This is a genomic window from Lysinibacillus sp. S1 (genome assembly GCF_044986265.1).
In the GTDB taxonomy this organism is placed as follows: domain Bacteria; phylum Bacillota; class Bacilli; order Bacillales_A; family Planococcaceae; genus Lysinibacillus; species Lysinibacillus capsici.
Genome location: NZ_CP173154.1, coordinates 1040125 through 1063719, shown reverse-complemented (window position 1 = coordinate 1063719; position 23595 = coordinate 1040125). Strand labels below are relative to the sequence as shown.

General features: G+C 37.6%; 26 protein-coding genes and 1 pseudogene. 16 read left to right on the top strand and 11 right to left on the bottom strand.

Going from position 1 to position 23595, the window contains the following annotated elements; all coding sequences use genetic code 11:
• Nucleotides 1-26 precede the first annotated feature (26 nt).
• The gene (locus ACHZEU_RS05715) at nucleotides 27-977 is read right to left on the bottom strand and encodes a hypothetical protein (RefSeq protein WP_404804172.1); all 951 of its coding nucleotides are present in this window, start codon (nucleotides 975-977) and stop codon (nucleotides 27-29) included.
• 438 nt (nucleotides 978-1415) lie between these two features.
• Here ACHZEU_RS05715 and ACHZEU_RS05710 point away from each other — a divergent pair, with 438 nt between their 5' ends.
• Entirely contained in the window at nucleotides 1416-1904 is a 489-nt protein-coding gene (locus tag ACHZEU_RS05710) for a metal-dependent hydrolase (RefSeq protein ID WP_404804171.1), read from the top strand.
• 41 nt (nucleotides 1905-1945) lie between these two features.
• Here ACHZEU_RS05710 and ACHZEU_RS05705 read toward each other — a convergent pair whose 3' ends face one another.
• Nucleotides 1946-2767 carry a squalene/phytoene synthase family protein gene (locus ACHZEU_RS05705; RefSeq protein ID WP_404804170.1) on the bottom strand — a complete coding sequence of 274 codons (822 nt, stop codon included), beginning with the start codon at nucleotides 2765-2767 and terminating at the stop codon, nucleotides 1946-1948.
• Nucleotides 2768-2981: 214 nt separating this feature from the next.
• Between ACHZEU_RS05705 and ACHZEU_RS05700 the strand changes: the two genes are divergently transcribed.
• From ACHZEU_RS05700 to ACHZEU_RS05680, 5 genes are all read left to right on the top strand, one after another.
• Nucleotides 2982-3716, top strand: coding sequence for an SDR family NAD(P)-dependent oxidoreductase (locus tag ACHZEU_RS05700; protein WP_004269367.1), 735 nt, complete (start codon nucleotides 2982-2984; stop codon nucleotides 3714-3716).
• A 636-nt stretch (nucleotides 3717-4352) separates the two neighbouring features.
• Nucleotides 4353-5189: a type II pantothenate kinase gene (gene coaW, locus ACHZEU_RS05695; protein WP_036076313.1), complete on the top strand. Its 837-nt coding sequence runs from the start codon at nucleotides 4353-4355 to the stop codon at nucleotides 5187-5189.
• A 126-nt stretch (nucleotides 5190-5315) separates the two neighbouring features.
• Entirely contained in the window at nucleotides 5316-5540 is a 225-nt protein-coding gene (locus ACHZEU_RS05690; RefSeq protein WP_004269369.1) for a hypothetical protein, read from the top strand.
• Nucleotides 5541-5554: 14 nt separating this feature from the next.
• Nucleotides 5555-5686, top strand: coding sequence for a hypothetical protein (locus tag ACHZEU_RS05685; protein ID WP_004269370.1), 132 nt, complete (start codon nucleotides 5555-5557; stop codon nucleotides 5684-5686).
• A gap of 55 nt (nucleotides 5687-5741) precedes the next feature.
• Nucleotides 5742-6071 carry a DUF3889 domain-containing protein gene (locus ACHZEU_RS05680; protein WP_112117750.1) on the top strand — a complete coding sequence of 110 codons (330 nt, stop codon included), beginning with the start codon at nucleotides 5742-5744 and terminating at the stop codon, nucleotides 6069-6071.
• 35 nt (nucleotides 6072-6106) lie between these two features.
• On the opposite strand, the gene ACHZEU_RS05675 is transcribed toward ACHZEU_RS05680, so the two are convergent.
• Nucleotides 6107-6661 carry a DJ-1/PfpI family protein gene (locus ACHZEU_RS05675; protein ID WP_404804169.1) on the bottom strand — a complete coding sequence of 185 codons (555 nt, stop codon included), beginning with the start codon at nucleotides 6659-6661 and terminating at the stop codon, nucleotides 6107-6109.
• A 167-nt stretch (nucleotides 6662-6828) separates the two neighbouring features.
• On the opposite strand from ACHZEU_RS05675, the gene ACHZEU_RS05670 reads away from it, so the two are divergent.
• From ACHZEU_RS05670 to ACHZEU_RS05650, 5 genes and pseudogenes are all read left to right on the top strand, one after another.
• Nucleotides 6829-7227 (top strand): MarR family winged helix-turn-helix transcriptional regulator, encoded by a 399-nt coding sequence (locus ACHZEU_RS05670; RefSeq protein WP_004269373.1) that lies wholly within the window; start codon nucleotides 6829-6831, stop codon nucleotides 7225-7227.
• Nucleotides 7227-8423: an MFS transporter gene (locus ACHZEU_RS05665; protein ID WP_404804168.1), complete on the top strand. Its 1197-nt coding sequence runs from the start codon at nucleotides 7227-7229 to the stop codon at nucleotides 8421-8423. The genes ACHZEU_RS05670 and ACHZEU_RS05665 overlap by 1 nt, the downstream gene beginning before the upstream one ends.
• A 495-nt stretch (nucleotides 8424-8918) precedes the next feature.
• Nucleotides 8919-9536 (top strand): annotated as a pseudogene (locus tag ACHZEU_RS05660) (NUDIX hydrolase).
• A 253-nt stretch (nucleotides 9537-9789) separates the two neighbouring features.
• Nucleotides 9790-10485 carry a response regulator transcription factor gene (locus tag ACHZEU_RS05655; RefSeq protein WP_404804167.1) on the top strand — a complete coding sequence of 232 codons (696 nt, stop codon included), beginning with the start codon at nucleotides 9790-9792 and terminating at the stop codon, nucleotides 10483-10485.
• Nucleotides 10463-12523: a histidine kinase dimerization/phospho-acceptor domain-containing protein gene (locus ACHZEU_RS05650; protein WP_404804166.1), complete on the top strand. Its 2061-nt coding sequence runs from the start codon at nucleotides 10463-10465 to the stop codon at nucleotides 12521-12523. The genes ACHZEU_RS05655 and ACHZEU_RS05650 overlap by 23 nt, the downstream gene beginning before the upstream one ends.
• A 95-nt stretch (nucleotides 12524-12618) precedes the next feature.
• Here ACHZEU_RS05650 and ACHZEU_RS05645 read toward each other — a convergent pair whose 3' ends face one another.
• The 4 genes from ACHZEU_RS05645 to ACHZEU_RS05630 form a co-directional block, all read right to left on the bottom strand.
• Nucleotides 12619-13365 carry an amino acid ABC transporter ATP-binding protein gene (locus ACHZEU_RS05645; RefSeq protein ID WP_054550806.1) on the bottom strand — a complete coding sequence of 249 codons (747 nt, stop codon included), beginning with the start codon at nucleotides 13363-13365 and terminating at the stop codon, nucleotides 12619-12621.
• Nucleotides 13366-13376: 11 nt separating this feature from the next.
• Nucleotides 13377-14033, bottom strand: a complete 657-nt coding sequence (locus ACHZEU_RS05640) for an amino acid ABC transporter permease (protein WP_004269380.1) — start codon at nucleotides 14031-14033, stop codon at nucleotides 13377-13379.
• Between the two features lie 67 nt (nucleotides 14034-14100).
• Nucleotides 14101-14898, bottom strand: coding sequence for an amino acid ABC transporter substrate-binding protein (locus ACHZEU_RS05635; RefSeq protein WP_404804165.1), 798 nt, complete (start codon nucleotides 14896-14898; stop codon nucleotides 14101-14103).
• Between the two features lie 231 nt (nucleotides 14899-15129).
• Nucleotides 15130-15522 carry a ribonuclease HI family protein gene (locus tag ACHZEU_RS05630; RefSeq protein ID WP_404804574.1) on the bottom strand — a complete coding sequence of 131 codons (393 nt, stop codon included), beginning with the start codon at nucleotides 15520-15522 and terminating at the stop codon, nucleotides 15130-15132.
• Between the two features lie 187 nt (nucleotides 15523-15709).
• Here ACHZEU_RS05630 and ACHZEU_RS05625 point away from each other — a divergent pair, with 187 nt between their 5' ends.
• Entirely contained in the window at nucleotides 15710-15901 is a 192-nt protein-coding gene (locus ACHZEU_RS05625; RefSeq protein WP_048390078.1) for a zinc-finger domain-containing protein, read from the top strand.
• Between the two features lie 66 nt (nucleotides 15902-15967).
• On the opposite strand, the gene ACHZEU_RS05620 is transcribed toward ACHZEU_RS05625, so the two are convergent.
• Together ACHZEU_RS05620 and pepF are read right to left on the bottom strand one after the other, a co-directional pair.
• Nucleotides 15968-16951: an SEC-C domain-containing protein gene (locus ACHZEU_RS05620; RefSeq protein WP_004269384.1), complete on the bottom strand. Its 984-nt coding sequence runs from the start codon at nucleotides 16949-16951 to the stop codon at nucleotides 15968-15970.
• A gap of 227 nt (nucleotides 16952-17178) precedes the next feature.
• On the bottom strand, nucleotides 17179-18993 hold the full coding sequence (pepF, locus tag ACHZEU_RS05615) for an oligoendopeptidase F (protein ID WP_404804164.1): 1815 nt from the start codon (nucleotides 18991-18993) through the stop codon (nucleotides 17179-17181).
• 217 nt (nucleotides 18994-19210) lie between these two features.
• Between pepF and ACHZEU_RS05610 the strand changes: the two genes are divergently transcribed.
• Nucleotides 19211-19651 carry a Dps family protein gene (locus ACHZEU_RS05610; protein ID WP_054550810.1) on the top strand — a complete coding sequence of 147 codons (441 nt, stop codon included), beginning with the start codon at nucleotides 19211-19213 and terminating at the stop codon, nucleotides 19649-19651.
• Nucleotides 19652-19841: 190 nt separating this feature from the next.
• On the top strand, nucleotides 19842-20279 hold the full coding sequence (locus ACHZEU_RS05605) for a general stress protein (protein ID WP_048390084.1): 438 nt from the start codon (nucleotides 19842-19844) through the stop codon (nucleotides 20277-20279).
• A gap of 115 nt (nucleotides 20280-20394) precedes the next feature.
• Here the strand turns inward: ACHZEU_RS05605 and ACHZEU_RS05600 are convergent, their stop codons facing one another.
• Nucleotides 20395-20751, bottom strand: a complete 357-nt coding sequence (locus ACHZEU_RS05600; RefSeq protein ID WP_054550811.1) for a hypothetical protein — start codon at nucleotides 20749-20751, stop codon at nucleotides 20395-20397.
• A gap of 134 nt (nucleotides 20752-20885) precedes the next feature.
• Nucleotides 20886-21707, bottom strand: a complete 822-nt coding sequence (locus ACHZEU_RS05595) for a DMT family transporter (protein ID WP_404804573.1) — start codon at nucleotides 21705-21707, stop codon at nucleotides 20886-20888.
• A gap of 211 nt (nucleotides 21708-21918) precedes the next feature.
• Here ACHZEU_RS05595 and ACHZEU_RS05590 point away from each other — a divergent pair, with 211 nt between their 5' ends.
• Nucleotides 21919-22800: a LysR family transcriptional regulator gene (locus ACHZEU_RS05590; protein ID WP_048390089.1), complete on the top strand. Its 882-nt coding sequence runs from the start codon at nucleotides 21919-21921 to the stop codon at nucleotides 22798-22800.
• A gap of 71 nt (nucleotides 22801-22871) precedes the next feature.
• Entirely contained in the window at nucleotides 22872-23546 is a 675-nt protein-coding gene (locus ACHZEU_RS05585) for a phosphopantothenoylcysteine decarboxylase (RefSeq protein ID WP_048390090.1), read from the top strand.
• Nucleotides 23547-23595 lie beyond the last annotated feature (49 nt).

The following is a 23595-nucleotide window of genomic DNA, read 5'->3' as shown; positions in this document are numbered from 1 at the left end:
ACATCTAGAATTAGGTGTACACCTTTTTAAGATCTAAATGAAAAAGCTTCCCATTTTACATTTTTCTTAGGTGCAGCCGATTTGAAATGCTTGATCATTTTTTCTGGTCCACATATATAAATACTAGTTTGTGGAGAAACGGATAACTCATCAACAGAGAGTCTATTGCGCTGTGTTGTATCAATAAATGTGACAGTAAAATGGTCATTTGCTTGTGCATAATCCTCTAAAAAATCTTTGTAGATGACATTGTCTTGCCCGTGAAAAGAATAATATAAGTCAATTTTCTTATCAGGCTGCGTGTGTAAATAGGCAAGAAATGGGGTGATGCCCATACCACCTGCAATCCATAGCTGCTGTGCATTCCCGTTGCCGAAGTCAAAATGACCATAGGGGCCATCTACAGCAACCTCTGTATGAACCTGAATAAGGTTGTAGACCTGTTTGGTATAATCTCCAATAGCTTTCATTGTAAGATTGATTTGTTGTCCACACCCTCCAGAAATAGAGAAGGGATGTGGTGCTTTTTCGATACCCTCTTGAAAGACTTTCAGAAAGAGAAATTGTCCTGGTCGATAATCCAGCTGTTTTGTAAGCTTCAACTTAATTTCCAATATCTCAGGAGTCAGCCTTTGAATAGATGAAATCTGACCTTTATAGGGAAAGAACATATCCTGATACATTGTCAGCATATAAAGGGCTGACATAAATCCAATTGTAGTTGTTAATGCTGTAAAAATCCCTAAAGCTGAGGGTTGTAATAAATCATAGTGGCTAGAAAAATAAGCATGATAAATACCCAATGTATAGGGTACAAGTAATAAGCGATGAAGCCAGCGCCAATGCTCGTACTTCAGGAATTTTGCAATAAAGGCAAGAATGATTAGGAAGATAAAGCCGTATTGAGCAAGCTCGCCAAGATCTTTTGCGAATTCGTTGAGTGGTGTTTGTTGCGTTAGCTCTTCATCAGGAATCATTTTTTTTTATTAACAATGAAAAAGAATAAATACAAGTAAAATGATTACAAAGAATTTAWGATAAAAATAGACAWRCWCAAGACCACYAAACYATSGCWMTAACAWTTTTATTCRTRTAGCTAATAARAATAMAAGAAATAAACAARTTATGGCTAAGCCACCAATGACATGACTAAGTGTGTTCAACGGATGAATCGGTGCCATCGGTTTGCTAAAATACCAAAGCAAAGCACTACCACACAAAATGATGAAAATAAAAAGTATTCCTTTATAAGCTCTCATATTTAACCTCCATCACTATGTTTATCCATAATTTAACTAGCTATACAATCAGAGTGGAAAAAGTTTCGAGCGTACGTTCGGAATGTATGTTCCCTTTTGTGTCGAATTATGTTACATTAAGAAGGAAAAATAAGAGAAAAGGAGTGGAAGTAATTTATGCAAGGGAATACCCATATCGTTGGGGGCATTACAGCAAGTCTTGCCTTTGCTCAGTTTTCAAATGATAACCCACTTGTCTTAGTTGGTGCGGGGGTTATTGGTGCATTACTTCCAGATATTTGTCATAGAGGTAGTAAAATAGGTCGAACATTTCCCCTCATCGCGAAGCTAGTGAATACAGTATTTGGACATCGTTCCTTTACACATAGTTTGTTGTTTTTAATAAGCATGATGGTTTTATTACATATGTTGATTCCCTATCGAGCGATATCTATTGGAGTAATTATCGGGATGGCTAGTCATATCATACTTGATATGTGTACAAAAAAAGGGGTTAAACTATTTTTCCCTGCAACTGTCTCCATTCGTTTTCCACTTACAACGAAAACTGGTAGCAAGGTAGAAGGTATCGTACTGATGTTGTTATCGATGCTATCCATCTATTTCAGCTATGAATTAATTGTAAGATTTATTGATGCGATATAAATAAGAAAAGCCCCAGTAATCGTTTACTGGGGCTTTTCATGTTAGTCTGCCTGTACCTCTTCAACAGTTTGCTCTACCTCAGCACGAGTCATTTTTTCTCGTCCTTCTTGCATTGCCTTTAGTGTTTTGTGCGCTAAGGCAAGTGGTAGGCGACAGAATAGCAGAATAGTACGTTTATTGATAWCYTTYATRYWTAAATCTGCTTTGGCTAAATTTTCTTCTGCATACGCAAATAAATCCTCGCGTGTCCATCCCTCTGGTACGAAACTTACACCACGTTCATCTAAATCCTCATGCTGATTACGTAAGATGTTGACAGCCTGCAATCCACGGCCATAGCCTATTGCTAGCTCGCGATCCGTTTGAACGCCTGCACCCCATGCCCAAAGCTCAGACAGCATCGTCCCTACAAGCCCAGCCACGTAGTATGTATAATCGTCTAAATCCTCACGTGTGCGGACCTGCCAATTCGCCTTTGCCCATTTTGCCATCCCAAAAGCCATTTCACTTGTGGAAGCCTGTACAATTTTTCTGGATTCCTCAGGGCAAAATGTCAGCCAATCTGCTAAACGAAGGGATACTTCAGGTAATAGCTCTGCATAAGGTGCAAGTAATGACTGATAGGCTTCGTTATTGAAATTGTCCTTTAGTAATTCACTCGTAGCTGACAGTAAATCAAATTTTACATCATTAGAAAGTTCTTCATGGTCTTCAATTTCATCAATAGCACGCATTGCTAAATAGGCTGCAGCCACTGATATCTTTAAATCATTTTTTAAAAATGTAATAGGTATATAAAACGTGCGGCTTGTATCTTTCAAAACCTGCATCGCTTCTTTGTAAAGTCTTTTTTGCTCGTTCACTTGTATTCCTCCGTTCAAATGGTTCCACATCTATAGTATATCGTATCGTAAAAATAGGGAAAGATAAAACAGATTGTTCATATTTAGAGAGATATTCTTTGAAAACGTTTCCTAAAAGTGATATAGTTTAATAGTAAACTATTTAAATCTATACTTTCATTGTGGACGAAAGTATAAGTTAAACCACATTACAGAAGAGAGGAAGTTTAGAAAAATGGGACGTTTAGATAACAAAATTGCGATGATTACTGGTGGCGCATCTGGTATGGGTGCAGCAATGGCGAAATTGTTTGCCCAAGAGGGTGCTACGGTAATTGCAGCTGATATTAATGAAGATAACCTAGCAAAAATTTCTGAGCTTGACCATGTAGAGGGGATGAAATTAGATGTTTCCTCTGACGAAAACTGGGCAGAAGTGACGAAAGCCATTGTGGAGAAATATGGTCGCATTGATATTTTAATTAACAATGCTGGTATTTCATCCGAAAAAGGGCCAGATCAAATTACACAAGCGGATTGGTCAATCATGCATAATATCAATGCCTTTGGACCTTTCCTGGGCATTAAACATGCCTCTAACTATATGAAAGAAGCTGGGAAAGGCTCTATCGTTAATACATCCTCTTACACAGCAATTATTGGCGCTGGCTTTAATGCCTATACAGCCTCTAAAGGATCTTTACGTGCGATTGCTCGTGCAGCGGCATCAGAGCTTGGTGCTTTCAATGTTCGTGTCAATACAGTATTCCCTGGTGTCATTGAAACACCAATGACTGCTAAATTATCAGAAGCAAAAGAAGCAATGGATATGTTAGTAAGAGCAACACCAATGGGTCGCCTTGGCCAACCAGAAGAAGTAGCGAATGCTATTTTATTTTTAGCATCTGATGAAGCTTCTTACATTACAGGTGCCGAGCTTGTCATTGATGGTGGCTATTCAGCACGCTAATTAATCGTTTTAGGAAAGTGAAAGTGCCTGTTCAAGCAGTGCATTTTCACTTTTTTTTACATTTCAAGATTTAAATAGTGGAACGTCCGATTTGGACTCTCCCATCACTATTTCATGAACCACCCAAAGCGCCTTAATATGATAGGCATCGTGCATAGCTAATCTCTTCATTTCAAGCACTAATGAGTGCTCTCCTGGAATCTGTTTATATAAATCTTCATATTCCGCTTTAGAATATTCGTTAAATTTCAAAAACAGCATTATGCTTTAACAAAGCTTTATTTTTTTAGTAGAATGATAATAAAGCTTTAGAAATGCATTAAAATTCAGCTATCATATAGAAAAAATTTGATATTTTCCATGATTTTTTCATGAAAGTTTACGAAGTTATYGCMCDWTCATTTHAACAGCGTTACAGWTTAGAASGGGCGAAAATGTCATTACACAATTTGGGGGATTGTACTGAGCGTTTAGCTTTTGTACGAACAAATTAATTGGTCAGGATTTTGGCACACAAAACTCCTTGCAAAATCCTTCGTACCAAAGAGGGCATGTACTTTAATAGTTGCCTTAATCTTCGCGTAAACTGCAATCATTATATGACAAAGTTGCGTAATAAAAACAAAGGAGAATTGTATGCCAAAGGCTATAGGTATTGATGCAGGCGGCACATTGACAAAGGTTGCTTATTTAGATCAACACAATGAACTTGTTTTAACAACCTTTCCGTCTAATGATCTGCAATCTGTAAAAAAATGGATTATCGATCATCCAGATATTGAGGATATTGGTGTTACGGGGGGACGTACAGAGCAATTACTTGATGTCATTAAAACAATGAAATCGATTCATTATATAGTGGAATTTGAAGCAACATTAAAGGGTGTCCGATTTTTACTAAATAAAGAAGGCTACTTTTTTGAGCGTAGCATGATTACCAATATCGGGACAGGCACTTCCATTCATTACATGGAGGGCAATACCCATATTCGCGTTGGCGGGACAGGTGTTGGTGGTGGGACGTTAATTGGATTGTCAGCGCTTACAACAGGGATTACAGATTACAATGAAATACGAGAAATGGCTGACAAGGGCCATCGTGAGAGCATTGATTTATTAGTTAAGGACATTTATCAGGGCATGGATACACCTATTGATGGTCATTTAACTGCAAGCAATTTTGGGAAAGTAGGCATTACCCAGTCCATGAAACATCCTGCAGAGGATATTATAGCGACGGTTCAGGGTCTAGTAGGTGAAGTTATTACCACGCTTAGCATTCAATATGCGGAAGAAAAAAAGGCTCAGCATATTGTCTATATTGGATCAACTCTCAGTAATAATGCTCATCTTGCCCGTGTGATTGCAAATTATACACGTACGAAAAAGCATACACCTGTCTTTATTAACGATCATGGTTTTTCAGGCGCTGTCGGAGCATTGCTCAACATTACAGAATATACAATTGTCTAGGGACGAAATATGAATGAACATGACTAATACATATTAGTCATGTTCATTTTTTTACAATTAGCGAAGAAACTGACCTACATAGTAACGCCTCAATTTGAACAAATTATGTGCAGGAGGTGATGTTACGTGGGGAAACGTAATAATCGAAATAACAGTAAAACCATGAATATGCGAACGCATAATCCTTTTGGTACTTACAAAAGTAAGGATCTTGATCGAAGTAATAGCAATAACAACAATCCGAATGACAACTTAAACGAAGAATTCGCAGCAGAATTTGATGCAAAAGCTAAAAATAAAAACAATAAAACGAATCATGATAAAAACCAGCAGTCCAATAAAACGAAATAGCGGAGGTACAAATCATGGCAAAAAAGAGAAAAACAAGCTTTAAAAAGAAAAAGAAGGAAGATACACATAAAAAGAATGATCGTGAAGAGTACTCAGCAGAGTTTAACCAGGTCATTCATAATAACCCTCAACAGCCAAAGCAATAAAGACAAGCTGCTCCAAAGCTTTTTGGAGCGCTTATTTTTTAAAGGAGTGATTCAAGTGAGGAAGTTATATTTACTTGGGATTGTGCTTGTTTGTCTTACTGTGTTCATACAAACAGCAATGGTCGCAAATGCACAACAAGAAACACCTCCAGCCTATGCCAAATGGGGACAAATGGCCATCAAAGAGGTAAAGGCAAAATATCCTTCAGCCAAAATTATCGATTATTTGCATGAGGGTAAAGAAGTACATGGGGCGTCAACAATCGAAAAGTTTAAGCTTTGGCTCAAGCAACCCGATAAGGAATTTGGTGTCTATGTAAGAATTAGTTATCAAAGTGCAACACAAAAGGTAGAAAAAATTGAATTACAAGAAAGCACGTCATGAAAAAAAGGATGCCCAGAAAAGGCATCCTCATTCATTTAATTTTCAAGCTTTTGAATAAACGCACGCATCAAGCCTGGCAAATCAGGCCATGCATGTCCACTTACTAAATTGCCATCTGTATGAAGATTGGCATCAATATAAGTAGCGCCAGCCACTTGCACCTCTGGCTTGCAAGCAATATAGGCTGTCAGCTCACGTCCTTTTAGCACTTCAGGAATCGTTGCGAAAATTTGTGCCGCATGACAAACGGCTGCAATCGGTTTATTCGTTTCGAAAAAGTGGGATACGAGTGTTGGCACATGCTCATTTAAACGAATGTATTCTGGCGCACGACCACCAGGAATAATCAATCCATCAAAATGGGTTGGATCAACATCAGCAAAAGAAGCATGTGCCTCTAAACCATAGGCAGGTCGCTCGATGTATGTATCCACGCCATCTACAAAATCGTGTAGTACAGTTTGTAATTTCTTAGCTGATGGTGCTGCAATTGTGACATCATAGCCTGCCTCAAGACAACGATAATAAGGATAAAAAATCTCTAAAGCCTCTACGGCATCTCCTGCAAGTATTAAAACTTTTTTCCCCATGATTCCATCTCCTTTACATTGAAAGTTTATTAACTTTTATTCGACACATGCAAAAAATTTCCTGCTCCTGGTCAAGCCATCTTGGCAAATTACTTCCTTTACAAAGAAAAAAATGAAGCGTATAGTATTTGTTTAGCTAGGTAAATAATTTTAGGAGGTAGATGGTGATGAATCCAATTTTCCATGCTTTATTCCAAAAAAATCGCTATTTAACTAATTGCTTAAATGAAGTGCTGAAGCAGCATCATTTATATAGTTCTCAGTGGACCATTTTATATTGCTTACATAAAAATGGACCGATGACACTGACGCAAATTTGGAAATATTTAAATGTGGAAGCGCCAAGTATCACCAGGGCGATTACAAGGCTTGAGGCATTGGGCTGGGTACAACGATTAGATGGTGAGGATAAACGAGAAAAGATAGTGACTTTATCCACACAAGCAGAGGAGCGCCTACCAGCCATTACAGCGACTATTCGAGCGTTTGAGGAGGAAATGGTAGGTTCTTTAACTGCCGAAGAACAAGAGCAATTTTTGAAGCTATTGGAAAAAATGAAAGGTTGATGGACATGCAGCAAGAAGAGAATACACAAATATGGACGAAGCGTTTCATTAGTCTATTTTTAACGAATATCTCAGTTTTTTTTGTATTTTATGGACTTGTAACGACTTTGCCGCTTTATGCAATAGGGGAGCTACATCAGACAGATAAGGAGGCAGGGCTTCTATTGTCTGGCTTTTTATTGTCAGCTATTATTGTACGCCCGTTTTCAGGAAAACTGTTGGATGTATTTGGTAAGAAAAAACTGTTAGTCCTCTCAMTCGTGGGCTATTTTATATGTACCGTCTTATATTTATTTATTCATCCATTCGGCCTTTTACTTGGTCTACGTTTTATACAAGGGATTTTCTTTAGTATTATTACAACAGCTGCAGGATCTTTAGCAGCTGATATCGTTCCAGCTAAACGAAAAGGAGCAGGCCTTGGCTATTTCACGATGTCTACAAATCTAGCTGTCGTTATTGGTCCATTTATCGGACTATTATTAATACAATATAGTACCTTTAACGTATTGTTCATCGTTATGAGTATCTGTATTCTAGCAGGAGGAATTCTAGCGTTAACGGTCAATACTGATGATTTACCGAAACCTGCACATGAAGGAAAACTAACCTTTAAATTTGATGATTTGTTTGAGCGAAAAGCGTTACCTGTTGCTGCGATTGCTAGTTTAGTAGCCTTTTCGTATGCCAGTGTTTTATCCTTTTTATCGGTTTATGCACAGCAAAAGGATTTAATGGCTGTGGCCAGTCTTTTTTATGCGGTGTTTGCTGCATCCATGTTAATTACGCGTCCGTACACAGGTAAACTTTATGATACGAAGGGACCACAATTTGTTATTATTCCCGGCATTATCTCCTTCGCCATCGGGCTCGTTATGCTCGCTTTTGTAGAGGGGCCCGTATTATTTTTGAGTGCTGCTATTTTTGTAGGTTTCGGCTATGGTGCTGTGACGACAAGCTTGCAAGCATTAGCCGTTCAATCCACAGCCATCCAGCGAAGTGGCTATGCTACAGCAACCTATTTTACGATGTTTGACCTTGGAATCGCACTAGGTTCTTATATTTTAGGAATGGTAGCCGTGCAGGCAGGCTATGCTTCAGTTTACTTGTCAGGTGCAGGCTTACTAGGGGTTGTCTTTATTATTTATCTATTACGACTTGCAAAGATGAAACCGAAAAAAATAGTGAATATATAGTAAAACAGTTGGGCCTGTCCCAACTGTTTTTATGATTATAGGCAATCATGTAGCGTGGCCGTTTTAGACCAAAATATGGTATAATAAGAGAGTAACTAGATAGAGGTTTCATGGGCGGTTGGCACAATATTAACCTATCTCATTCAACTTATGGAAGAGAAAGGAGTTGATGCCTTTGACTATTTTTGAAGCAATAATGGTTGCGATAAGTCTTTCAACACTTATTGTTTCTGTACTTGCATTGTCATTTACTTTTACACAAAAAAAGTAAACCGCCCCTGCCTCGCCAGCATGTGAGATGGTTTACTTTCATCACTTTGCAAATCGCCTTTGAAGCGATTCATCTTGTTACTAGGACCATTGGTGTTCCAGCACCAATGGTCTTATTTACTTATATACATCTTCACTAAGAATTATAACATGGATAAACGGTTTTTTTCAAATAATGTAAATTTAATTGTCATTGACTACAATGATTTTTGGGAAACAAAATATATGGAACCTAAATGGCTTGAGTGGGCAAAACAGCCACAATCAATTGCACAGGCAGGACTAACTTATTCGAAGGATATTTATGACTTGGAAAGGGTTTGAATCATTAAGAGAAATAAGCGTTGACATTATAGCACACCATACAGATATCGATAAGACAGTTATACGTGATTTATTTGCTAATGAGACGGGTTATGCGACCCCSAAAATAGATATTCGTGCGGTGGTTTTTAGGGACAATAAAATATTAATGATTAAAGAAAAAATGGATGGTGATTGGTCATTACCAGGTGGCTGGGGCGACATCGGCTTTACACCTAGTGAAGTAGCCATCAAAGAAACGAAAGAAGAATCGGGATTTGATGTAAAAGCAATCAAACTCATAAGTGTATTTGATAAGAAGTGCCACCCTCAGCCACCATCTCTCTACCATGTCTATAAAATGTTTATCCAATGTGAAATCATTGGAGGACGTGCAGAAGAAGGCATAGAAACTAACGCTGTTGCGTTCTTAGCTGAAAATGAACGCCCTCTCTATCAATGGCTAGAAATACCGAATCACAAGTAAAATTAGCTTTTCGTCATTTAAATAATCTACATTTACCTACCTATTTTGATTGAAATCTCAAGCTGAATAATATGAATTGTATATTTGACGATTAAAGGAGAGCCGCTCAAACCAGCTCTCCATTTTTTATGTATTCGTCGATTTTTTCGAATTTGTATTTGACATAAAGTGTGCATAAAGGAAAACACTAAGAAAATCTTAAGAATTGATGTCTGAGTTTGTTAAGATTWAATTAGTATTATATCCTTATACGAATCCTATAGGGGTGATTGACATGAACCTAAAGCGGTGGAGGAGTGAATGTAGTTGAACATTTTGATTTGTGATGATGATAAAGAAATTGTTAGGGCGATTAGCATTTATTTAGAAAATGAGGGCTATCAAGTATTCAAAGCTTACAATGGGATAGAGGCAATCGATCTTATTCGAGATCACATTATTCATCTTATTATTATGGATATTATGATGCCCAAAATGGATGGGATTACGGCGACGATGAAGATTCGGCAAGATAATATGATTCCGTTAATTATGCTTTCTGCTAAATCAGAGGATTAWGATAAAATACTGGGATKAAATATCGGAGCAGATGATTATATGGCCAAGCCGTTTAATCCATTAGAACTTGTGGCTAGAGTGAAATCGCAGCTCAGAAGGTATACGACCTTTGGAAGTCTTGAGAGGAGTAGTGCTGTATTTCAAACGGGTGGTCTTGTGATTGATGATGAACAGAAAATCATTACTGTTGATAAACAAGAGGTTCATTTGACACCAGTGCAATATAAAATCTTAAAGCTTCTCACAGCCAATGCTGGAAGAGTATTCACGATTGAAGAAATTTATGAAAAGGTATGGAATGTCAGGGCTATTAATCCTGAAAATACGGTTTCGGTTCATATTCGAAAGATTCGAGAAAAAATTGAAATTAATCCAAAAGAGCCGAAGTATTTAAAAGTTGTATGGGGAGTTGGGTATAAGGTTGAGAAAGTTGAGAAGTATTAGTCATGCACTTATTACGAAAGTAGTTGTGTTTCTAATTGCTGTCGCTTGTTTAACTGGTATAGCGAGAGTAATGATTAACATGGAATTTAATGAGATTCATCTTAGTAGTATAAATCAAGATAACTATTTTGAAAGTCGAGCATTCGCAGATGAAAGTTACAGCATTATTGCTCCTTTAGCGCAATTAATCGGAAAATACAAAAGTGAAGAATATATTTTAAGTGGGAAAACACTAACAGAAGAGGATAATAGAAGAATCGAAGAGGAATTATATTATGATTTTCGCAATTCTTACAGATATAATCCTAATTTGAGTGAAGAGGAAAATAAGCACATCTATCAGGAAAAATATGCAAAAGACATTGSTAGAACAAAARATGRAAGTATGACAGAACAGGTAAGAAATTTTTATCAATTACGCAGTTCGCTCGAAGCTTATGAAGGAATTGTGTTTTATGCGAGTGACGGTGAACATAAGTTCTCCAATAGTGATCTCACGAAGAAAGAGCAATTTGAATCCTTTGATGCCTATATGTTATTTGAAGATTATCAACAAAAGCTTTACCCAAATGAAGTGAAAGAAAGTCAATACTTGGATTACTTTACACACGAAGTTAACATGTTGAACCCACAAACAGATGTTATTTATGTGGCCTTTAAAGATTCTTACCTACAGCAAAAAATATCGGAATGGGAAAAAGATAAAGCGGCTGCCCAAGGTTTTCTGAATGAATGGATAGTATTTCTAGCAGGGTTTATTTTATGTTTTGTGTATTTAATCATAGTTATTGGAAGAACGCCATTTGATAAAGAAGAAATTCATTTCCATGTCATAGATAAACTTTATAATGATCTTAATATTGTGCTTATCGGTTGCTTAACAGCGATGTGGGTCGCCATGATTGTTGAAGTCTTCCGTGATATGTACATGTTCTTCACCGTGCCTATTTTTATCATTGGCTTACTATTGATTTTATCACTCGTAAAGCATATTAAAAATAGAACGTTATTTCAGCATACACTCCTCTATCAACTTTTCAAAAAGCTATTTATTTTGBTGAAACATGTTTTTGACAGTGGCAGTACAGGCGTCAAAATTGTGCTGCTAATTATTGGCTATCCATTAGTAGTAGCGGCTACGTTTTTCATGTTTCCTATTACGATGGGGATTGCTGCCTGGTTGGCAATGAGAAAGGTGAAGTCGTTTAACCGCATTAAAGAGGGCGTAGAGCAAATTAAAAATGGAGATCTTCATCATCGAATTGAAGTTGACGGAAAAGGGGAGTTTAATCAACTTGCAGAAAATATTAACCGTATTACAGATGGGTTAAAAAAGGCAGTGGATAGTGAAATCAAGAGTGAGCGTTTAAAAACAGAACTTATTACGAATGTTTCGCATGATATTAGAACGCCTTTAACGTCAATTATTACGTATGTTGATTTATTGAAATTAGAAAACGATCCTAAAATGATTGAAGAATATGTAGATGTGTTAGATCAAAAATCGAAAAGACTCAAGCTTTTAACGGATGATTTATTTGAAGCGGCTAAAGCATCAAGTGGTAGTATACCTGTTCAGTTAGAACGGATTGATATCGTCTCATTACTAACGCAAGGAATTGGAGAAATGGATGAAAAAATTGAAGCCTCGTCATTAGATTTTAAGTTAGCCCATCCAACAGAAAAAGTGTATGTGAAGGCTGATGGTAAACTCCTATGGCGTTCCATCGAAAACTTATTCTCGAATATTTTTAAATACGCACTGCCTACATCAAGGGTATATATTGGTGTTGAAGACGTAGGGAATGAAATACTTGTGACATTTAAAAATATTTCAGCATATGAATTAAATATTTCAGTTGATGAGTTAATGGAACGCTTTAAACGAGGTGACGAATCAAGATCAAGTCAAGGTAGCGGATTAGGGTTGTCGATTGCTGAAAGCCTTATTCACATCCAGAATGGCAAATTCTTAGTTCAAGTAGATGGTGATTTATTTAAGGTCATGATTTACCTACCGAAATTTCCAAATGAATAATGTAATAAAGGAATAGGATACATGCGAGTCCTATTCCTTTTGTGTACGTAAAGAAGATAAAAAAAGAGAGCGGCATAAGCCAACTCTCCCTTAACTTAGTTAAAATTCTTTTGTAAAAATGCCTTTGTACGGTCGTTTTGAGGGTTTGTAAAGAAGTTGTCTGGATGATCGGATTCGATAATTTGACCACCATCCATAAAGACGACCTTATTTGCTACCTCTCGTGCAAAGCCCATTTCGTGTGTTACCACAATCATCGTCATCTGATCCTCTGCTAGGCTTTTCATAACCTTTAATACTTCGCCTGTCAGCTCAGGATCTAAGGCAGAGGTAGGCTCATCAAATAATAAAATTTGAGGATTCATCATAAGGGCACGTGCAATTGCTACCCGCTGTTTTTGGCCGCCAGAAAGATTAGCTGGAAAAGCCTTGGCCTTGTCGGCAAGACCAATTTTTTGTAGTAAATCTTGACAGCGTTTTGTAATGGCTTCTGCCGATTCTGTTTTTAATAAGCTCGGTGCCATTTCAAGGTTTTGCTGAACGGTTAAATGGGGGAACAGGTTAAAGTGTTGAAAGACCATCCCCATTTTAGCTGTGATTGCTTTGATGTCTTGTGGCTTTGTATATCGACCATCTTGCACTAAATAATCGCCATCTACTACAATACTGCCACCATCGATTTCTTCTAAATGTATTAAGCTTCGAAGCATTGTACTTTTCCCAGATCCAGAGGGACCGATAACTGCAATGACATCATTCTTCTCTACTGAAAATGTAATTTGTTTCAGAACCTCCACCTGATCGAAAGATTTCTTCAAATTTGTTACTTCCATTAATGCCATATGTGTCACCTCTATTCGAATTTAAAGCGTTTTTCTAGCCATTTAAAGAACACCGTCAAGACAAGGGTCATGACTAAGTAAATTGCACCAGCAATAAAGAACGGTGTAATTGTGAAGTCACGATTGACAGCTGTTTGCGCAAAATGTAGTAATTCTGGAACAGCAACTGCATAAAGTAGGGCTGTATCCTTAATTAGTGTAACGGATTCATTTGATAATGCGGGTAAGGCGACACGAAACATTTGTGGCAAAATAACACGTGTCGTCGTTTGCCATTTGGATAAACCGAGTACCTGGGCTGCCTCATATTGTCCTTTATCGATGGCAAGAAGACCACCACGGAATATTTCTGCAAAGTAGGCAGCATAATTTAAAATAAAGCCAAGACAAGCGGCCACAAAACGATCGAGTACTAAATATTCACCGATTACTGGCAGCATAGGTAAACCAAAGCAAATTAATAATAATTGTAGTAATAGTGGTGTACCACGCATGATATAAATATACGTATGTGCAAGCCAAGCGAGTGGTTTTATCCGACTTTTTACGGCGAGTGTTAGTAAAAAGCCAAATGGAATCGATACCAGAATGGCAATGAAGAACAGTAAAACTGTCATTTTTGCCCCTTCTAGCATCGGTAATATCATAGTTTGCCAGTAATCCGCCATAACGATGTCCCTCCAAAAAGAGTAAGAGTTCCGCTAAGGAAACTCTTACAGTTGATGTATCCTGTCATTATTTTAATACTTTATCTTCACCGAACCATTTTGTTGAAATGTCAGCCGCAGTACCGTCTTCATTCATTTTGTCTAACGCGGYTTRTMGTTTTTCTAATAAGGCTTCATTTCCTGGTTTCACACCAATACCGTATTGCTCAGGTGCGAGTGATTCCTCTAATAATTTGAATGTGTCAGGCTCTTGTGTCATGTAATATTCTGCAACTACAGCATCGATTACCACAGCATCAACACGGCCTGTTTTTAAGTCTGATAATGCTAAAACATTATCCGCAAATTCCGTAATTTTTTTCACTTCTTTGTGAATTKGATTACCGTTTAATGCATCGGCTGCAGAAGAAAGGGATTGAATACCTACTTCTTGTCCAGCTAAATCACTTAGCTTCGTAATCTTTGAATCTGCCTTTGTTATTACAACTTGAGAGTTTTCAAGATAAGGCTTTGTAAATAAAACTTTTTCCTTACGTTCATCTGTAATGGTATAACCGTTCCATATTAAATCAATACGTCCACTTAATAATTCAGCCTCTTTTGTTTTCCAATCGATTGGCTGGAATTCTGCTTCAACGCCCATATGCTCTGCTGCAGCGCGAGCTAAATCAATATCGAATCCAACGATGTCATTTTTATCATCGCGGAAGCCCATTGGTGCAAATTTATCGTCAATTCCAATAATAATTTTTTCTTGATCTGCTGCTGTTTCGTCTTTTTCTGCTGTCTTTTCTTTTGAAGTACCGCATGCTGCTAAAACGATGACAGCTGTCAGCATCATAAATAAAGTCAATACACGTTTCATTTTAGTTTCCCCCTATAATCTAACGCTTTCGTTTGCTAAACTACTAATGTGTTAAAGGATAACATCGTACTCTAACAATGTCAATATCGTTTTGGATTAATCAGAAAATGAGCGGCGTTTTCTAGCATTTTTTTGAATATCATAAAATTATGAAATTGGGGGATAGTAAGTAACTAAAGAATAGGGAAAAGAAAAAGGGACTGCTCCTATAGAACAGTCCTGTGAAATGAGCTAGCCATTTTTGCTTTGGATTGCTTTTCGTGCCAAGGCATCGGCCGCTTTGTTTTGTGAGTCGGGCACCCATTTGATAAAGAATAAATCAAAGCTAGTGGCAAGCGCTAAAGCTTTTTCTAAATAAGGTTTAAATTCCTCATTTTTCACATATTCTTTTTCCATAGAAGCAACAACGATTTTGGAATCTGAACGCACCGAGACAAGAGGGGAGCCTAGCTTTTGTGCTTCTTCAAGACCACGAACCAATGCMGAAAAWTCAGCAATATGGTTGTTTGTTTCACCAATATACTCGCTGATTTGGATCTGGTGACCTTCACCTTTAATAAATACTCCTATCCCACTTGGCCCGGGATTTCCTGCACTGGCAGCATCTATATAAACTTCTAACATATCATCCCTACTTTGCGTTTTGACTTCATTATAATTGTACAACAAGGCTATGGGCAAAGCATCCTTGTGGGGCAATTCGTGTTTGAAAAAAATACGTAGGAAGTAAACAAAATAGTTGCTTGTTGAAATTGAACGCTTCATAATAGTAGGAAGTGAATTTTGGACGTGAAAGGAGCGAGAGTTCAACATGGATAAAGTGACGGTTATGAAGGATATTGATGAACTGCATGATACGTTTTGTTCGGATTGCTTAGTGATTAAGCAATTACGTAAAGAACGTGGTAAACCAGGGGCTCATCGTTTCTGCATTGAAGCCTGTTCAGTTGGAGAAAAGCTACAGTTCCTAGGGGAAGAACTTTTAAAAGTTTATAGCAAATAAACACATGAGAAAAAGCTACATGTATTAGCAAAACGCTAGTACATGTAGCTTCTTTAATTGTCAAGATTATTTCGTTTCAGCATAGCTGCTTAGATCTTGGTAATACTTTGTAAGAGAGGAAGCCGAAATATCGAATGTCGCAGCGATTTCTTTTACCGTCATAGAAAGGGACTCAAACAGCTCCTTTTCCTGACCGTAACGAATAGCACCAGCTGCAATGGCCGCTTCTTTACGCGCAGTCGGTTGACCTTCAATTAAATAGTCTTCTAAAAGCTCAAGCATCGGTGCTGTTTCACGCTCATTTTGCTCTAGGAAGTCTTTTACTTGTGTCAGGACATTGCTCTCAAAGTTTGAGAATTCCTCACCTTTATAGCCATTTGATACTAATAACTCCCAAAATGCTAGGTGCTCTTCTTTTAAGAAGGAGCCAACCTTCTTCTCTGAAGCCTCAAAGCGCTTCTTAAATTCTTCAAAGACCTTCGCATGATCCTCTGGGAAGAAAATCAGTGTAGACACAGCTAAATAATGAGCCGATTTCTTCGTGCCATCTGGTAAAATGAAGGCAAATACATGCATACCTTCAGGAATCGGTTTGTTATTTTCACGTCGAATATAAAGCTCATCATTTGTAAGTATATGATTAGCCTTGAAATATTTTTCCTCAACAACAGACACCGTACCAATAAATAAAGTAGGCTGAGACCAATCTTCAAGTACTTTGACTGTAGAAGGTCTTACCGCTTTTTTCTTCGTTTTCTTCAAATAATTTTTCCAAATAGATGGCTCTTGATGGAAGAAAAAGTCGTCTAAAGCGATGGCTTCAATAAGCTCTCGCTGTAAAACGCTCTCTAATTTAGGCTGCCATGTGCCCACATGCTCAATATAGGCACGAACATCTTTACGTTCTGGATATTCTAAGTAAAATGTTTGTAGCACACGCTCTAATTCTTCGATTTGTACTGCTTCCACTGTTACTTGTTGTTTGCCTTCACAACATTTTTTATATTTTTTGCCGCTACCGCATGGGCATGGATCATTACGTTTTACCATAATTAGAACACTTCCTTTAATCATTGTTAATCGTATATTGCTAAATAATTTGCGTACTCTTAATAATAACGGTACTTTTGTATGAAGAAAAATGATTGTCTATTTTGAAATATCTAAAAAATATAGAGGGACGCCCTGATTCTAGTATATGTACGTATTTTTCTACTTAGAACTAAAAAAAGAAAACGATCTATACCTTGAATAGGCAGGACCGTTTTCTAGTTAAATTATTGCTGAACCGCTTCGATTTCCACTGTTAGACGTTCAAGCTCATCAATTAAATGGCCAATGTAGGCAATTGTATCACGAAGTGGTTGGTCAGTCGTAATATCAACACCAGCCATTTGCGCTAACTCCACTGGTGATTTTGTACCGCCAGCCCGAAGAACTGCTAGCCAATCTTCAACAGCTGGAGCGCCCTCTTTTAAAATACGTTGAGACACTTGTGTGGAGATGGTTAACCCTGCACTATATGTGTATGGATAAAGGCCCATATAATAGTGCGGCTGACGCATCCATGTGAGTTCAGCACCTTCAGAAATAGCGACTGTATCACCCCAGAAATCTTCCAACACGGAACGTTTTAATTGATTGAGGATGGTTGCATTAACTGCTTCTCCAGCATCAATTAATTCATATACTTTGCGTTGATAGGCAGCTTCTAGTAAATGTGTAACAAAGTTMTGATAATATGTTTTCGCTACAATATTGGAAATTACCCAACGTTTAAAGCGCAGATCTTCATTATGTGTTAGTAAATAATTCGCTAACAGCATTTCATTCATTGTCGATGGCGCTTCAATAAAGTATAGAGATGGTCGACTATTAAGATAAGATTGATGCTCATACGTATTTGCAAAATGTCCAGCATGACCAAGCTCATGAATAAGTGTAAAGACTTCATTCATTTGTTCATTCCAAGACATTAAAATATAAGGATGGCTTCCATACGGACTTGAACAAAATGCCCCTGTAGATTTTCCTTTGTTTGGCGCATAGTCAATCCAGCGTTCATTAAAAGCTCTCTCCATTAATTGATTATAGTCTTCACCCATAACGGCTAATGCCTTTTCAACATATTCTTTTGCCTCAGCCATTGATAATCTTGGATCATACTCAGGATCCAGCGCAATTTTTAAATCTGCAAATGTCATTTGGTCGATTCCGTTGGCTTTTTGAATTAACGTTGCATAGCGACGCATATGCGGGGCAAGCTCTTTTGTAATTAAATCAATTTGACGATTATAGAGCGAACGATCGACATCTTGATCAAATAATAAATAATCAATGACAGAATTAAAGCCTCTTAGGTCAGCCATTGTTTTTTCTTGTTGAATATGTGTGTTATATACTTGTGCCGTTGTATGCTGGTAATCGCGTAGCTTGCTTGAAAAAGCTTGAAAGGCAGCACGGCGTACATCTGTATTTGCTTCAAACTCCCAGTCATTTTCGTACAGCACAAAGCTAAGAGGATGCTTTTCGCCATTGGCTTCAAATTCGCCAAAATCCATGTCCACTAATTTCGTCGTATTGTACGTTTTATATGGCGCGTCAAATGTGGCACTGAAGGCTGCCAGCGCTTTTTCCACTTCAGGATGGAGCTGGTGTGGTTTTCGTTTTAATAATTCCTCTAGATATCGTTTGTAAAGAGGGCTTAATGTCGCTGCTTCTTGTAAAACAGCTTCATCCAATGCCAGTAACTCGCTGCGCACGAAGGATAGTGCACTGCTGACTTTTCCTATAGCTGTACCAAACTTTGCCGCACGCATTTGTGCTACATCATTTGTGCGATCTGTCTCAAGATTTAAGCTTGCATATGTGCCAATCGGAACAAACTTTTTTTGTAGCTCTTCAAAGGCTGTTAACACGTCGATTACTTTTTGTGCATTTGTAATCGTACCTTTGTATTGTTGCTCGAAGCTAAGTGCATCTTCCACTAATTGTGCTAAGGTAGGTTCAAAATCAGCCTCATTGCTCAATAAATCTGTTAAATCCCAAGTTTCCTCTACTGCAACATCTTTTCGTAATGGTAAAACTTTCATTTATGGACACCCCTTTACATATAAGTGATTTCATTATAACGAARCTAWTTBGGDAAGTGAAATAATTTCATAGAATAGTTGAAATATTCTTACTCTAAATCGTTTCTCATGAAGGATGTTTGAAATATTGTCGGTCGGGAACAATGAGTGTATAGCCAACATCTTTTATTACTCATACTAATGGCTAGAACAAGACATATTGGAGGAGAAATTGATTATGACACAAAACTTAAACAAACAATTAAATAAGCTAGTGGCGACGTGGTCTGTGCTTTATACAAAGCTACACAATTATCATTGGTATGTCACAGGTCCAGCCTTCTTTACACTGCATGCAAAATTTGAAGAGCTATATAATGAAACAACATTGAATTTAGATGAAATAGCAGAGCGTATTTTATCAAAGGATGGCAAGCCAGTGGCAACATTAAAAGAGCATCTAGAGCTATCCTATGTAGATGAAGCAACAGGTGAAGAAACGACAGAGGACATGGTTGCAACGACAATCTCAGATTTCCAAAAGCTGATGAAAGCTTTAAATTCTACAATGGAGCTAGCCGCAGAAGAAGGAGACGACCGTACAGAGGATTTACTCAATGCCATGTATCAGTCTCTTGAAAAGCATACATGGATGTTAAAGGCCTTTCTTGACAAGTAAAAATTGACAATTTGCATGCTGAAGAAGAAATTCTCTCCAGCATGCTTTTTTTCTGCCCTGAACTTATTATGTCAAATCAGCAACGTAGTTTAAGGCAATTTAACAATTATTACAGTTTAGTAAATTGGGTTTGTTTGTGTGTAGTGCGGGTAATTACCTAGTAAGCCATACAACATAGGAGGAATTGAACATGATGAATGAACAAAATCCAAAAATTGAGGTGGCCCATACAAGGGATGAAATGCTTCACATTTTAGAGAATATGCGAATGGAAGGTTATCACCAAGACGATATTCATATTATTGCGAGAGATCCCCAACAGTTTGAGGATGTAAAATGGGATGCCGATGTGCAAACGCATGAGGCTGGAAATTGGGTAGATCAATTTAAATCTTGGTTTACAGGCGACTCAGCCGTTACAGAGGGTTTAAAACGATTTAATCTGTCAGAGGGACAAATCGCTTACTATGCGCATCTTGTAGAACAGGGAAGTATTGTCTTATATGCAGAACATGAGGATGATGTCGATACACTCCAAACATATCCAGAGACTGCTGAAGAGCAAGAGGAGCGTTTAAGAAATCAACAGCGTATGGCAGAGGCAGAGCAATATAGAAGATTTTTATAATGAATCAAACTAACGAGATATGACTATTTCTCGCTAGTTTGAATATAGACAAAGTCGATTGTTTCGACTTTGTCTATTATTTTATCTAGCATGTCTTGAAAAGAAGGGCTATTTTTTAAATGCCATCTTTATATTTAGAAATGTTATTTTTCGCATTTAGTATTGAAAGAATAGGATCACTTGTTTTCTTTTTAAAAGGTTGCGAAAGCAGGTCTTGTAAATTAGTAGATTCTCTAATATCAAGGCTTTGTTTGGTTTCCATGAGGAGAACCCTTTGTCCTGTTGGTTTGACAAGGTATTGACGTACATAGCCATTTTCGTATCTGACCTCAATTTTCGATTTGTTCTTTTTTTCGTCTTCCTCTTCACGGCCACCGACATGTCTCATTAAATCCAGTAGGTTTTGTGTTTGAATTGGTTGATTATCCTTGGTTGGTAAATAATATGACGTATGTAAGGTTTGAATTTGCATGTATGAATCTCCTTTATTTTCGTCCCTGTAAAAGTTATACTATTTTACATGTAATCGTGCTATAAATTCAATACATAGTAAAAGGAAGCTTGAGAAATAACTCTCAGCTTCCTTTTTTATTCATATGCACTATATTATTGTATGACTTTTTCCTGTGCATCCTTTTTCATAAAACGTAATACATGGAAATGCTCTAATTGTGCTACTAAATTCCCTATAAGAATGAAGCTGCCACCAATCATTAATTTCATTGTTATGCCTTCTCCGATAAACATCATGGCAAACATAGCGGCAAAAATTGGTTCTAAGGAGAATATAAGACCTGTATGTGTAGCAGAAGTATACTGTTGTGCAACAGTTTGACCCACAAAGCAAAACGCACTACAGATGATGCCAAGCCCTAAAATTGCAATCCAGGATATTGCTGAATTTGGCATTGTCGGTGTTTCGAATAGAAAGGTTAACACAAGTGCATAAATACCAGCAAAGCCAAGCTGATAAATTCCGTATGAAATGGACTCTACATTTCGTGTGAATGAGCTATTTAAAAGTAAATAAATTGAATAACATAACGCAGCAATTGCTACTAATAAATCACCTTTATGGAATGTGAATGAGCCGTGTGCTGTTAAGACGGTAATACCAATCATGGTACAAATGATKGCAAAGCTAACTGCTCGAGAAGGTAATTTTTTTTCAATAAAGCTGCTGAAAATCGGCACTAACACGACCGTTAGGCTTAAGATGAAGCCAGCATTTGAAACAGAAGTAGATTGTAAACCAAATAAACTTAMCGCGAACACAATGAATAATAAAAATMCTTGAATAGCCKCATMTTTTAATGTTTTACCMTTTACTTTSATCATCCGTTTGTAAWAAMTAAGTCCTGCTACGAAAAATKCKATGWTACAACGTAATGCCACCACATTATAAACTGCCAACGTTTCTAGCCCCATGACCATAAAGGTATAAGAGAGCCCCCAAAACATTGTGACAATAACCATCAATACATTTGCTTTTCCTTGGATACTCATTATGTTCACCTACCATCTGTGTACTAAAACAGTTTTATACTAAAAATTACTATATATCTTGTGTTGTGATTAGTAAAACGAATGTTTATAATGAATAGGATTAAAAAAATTCATGTATATAGAGGGATTGCGGATGAGCTTAGTGAAATATGAGATTTTAACAAAGGTGGCAGAGGTGGCAAGCTTTACAAAAGCAGCTGATGCGCTAGGGTTAACACAATCTGCTGTGAGTCATGCCGTGTCGAGTTTAGAAAAAGAGTTTGGCTTTGCGCTCATTCATCGAAGTCGTGTGGGTGTGACATTAACGAGTGAGGGACAAACAATGCTAAGGGCAATGCGTCAGGTTTTGGATGCTCAGGAATTATTGCAACAGGAAGCAGCTCACATTCATGGCGTGACACGAGGTAAGGTTCGAATTGGTGTGATATCGAGTATTTCTTCAAATTGGATGCCAGAAATTGTTCGGATTATGGATAATCAATTTCCAGGGATACAGGTGGAGTTACGAGAGGGAGATTACTATGAAATTGAACAATGGCTTTTAAGTGGTGAAGTAGAAGCAGGATTTTTGAATGGTCAAAAGTCAGAGCAATATCAGTTCACTGAGCTCCAACAAGACCCATTATTATGTATTGTTTCGGATAAAAGTCCATTGTTTGATAAGACAGAAATTGATATCGTAGATTTAGAGGATATGCCATTTATTATGACTTCCTATAAAGGGACAAATGATGTCAAGGTGCTATTAGAGCAATATCATGTTAAGCCGAATATCCGCTTTGAGCTTTCCGAGGAGGTAGGGATTCTTTCCATGATTTCTCATCATTTAGGGATCAGTATTTTACCTCAGTTGGTTATTCAAAATTTACCGCCAACATTGAGAGCGATTCCATTAAAGCAAGGTGGCTACCGAACGATTGGTATTGCCATGAAACACCATGCTTCGCCCGTCACAAAGAAATTTGCAGAGATATTAAGTGCTTGGCTAAAAGAACAAAACAGCTCCCTAAAATAGTGGCTATTGAAGCCTATCCTTACATTACGTTAAAATAGTATTTGTATATATTTAAGAAAATAGGTGAGTGTATGGGGACATTACAGGGCAAAACCGTACTCATTACAAGTGGGGGAACACTTGAAAAATGGGATCGTGTACGAGGTCATACGAATTTATCAAAAGGCACAATGGGGTGTTATTTAGCAGAGGCGGCGCTGGCTGCTGGCGCTAACGTAGTATACATGCATGGTTACTTTGCACAGCTTCCAGAAAACCAAAATGATATGACATTGATACAATTTGAAGGCATAGAGGATTTAGGACAAAAGGTGCGTCATGCAGTTCAACAACAACATGTCGATATCGTCATTATGGCGGCTGCGGGCTCTGATTGGGTCATTGACAAAGTATATGATCAATCAGGTAATTTAATGGAGGAAACGGGGAAAATGCCTTCTGACGAACCACCTATTATTCATTTTAAAAAAGCACCAAAAGTATTAGGTCAAATTAAGGGATGGCAACCGAATGTAACGTTAGTAGGCTTTAAGCTCGAAGCAACGAATGATGAGGAATTCTTGTTAGCTCGTGCCAGACTGCGTATGGAAACAGCCAATGCACAATTTATGGTAGCAAATAGCTCTCAGTCTTTATATGGGGGGGATGAACCTCATTGGATTGTACCTGCCGATGGACAGCCTCTTAAAGTAATGGGCAAGCAAAAAACAGCAGAAGCTTTAATGATGTATTTACAAAATCAATAAATGTGAACTGTGTAGAGAAATATTTCTACACAGTTTTTTCTTGTCTAAA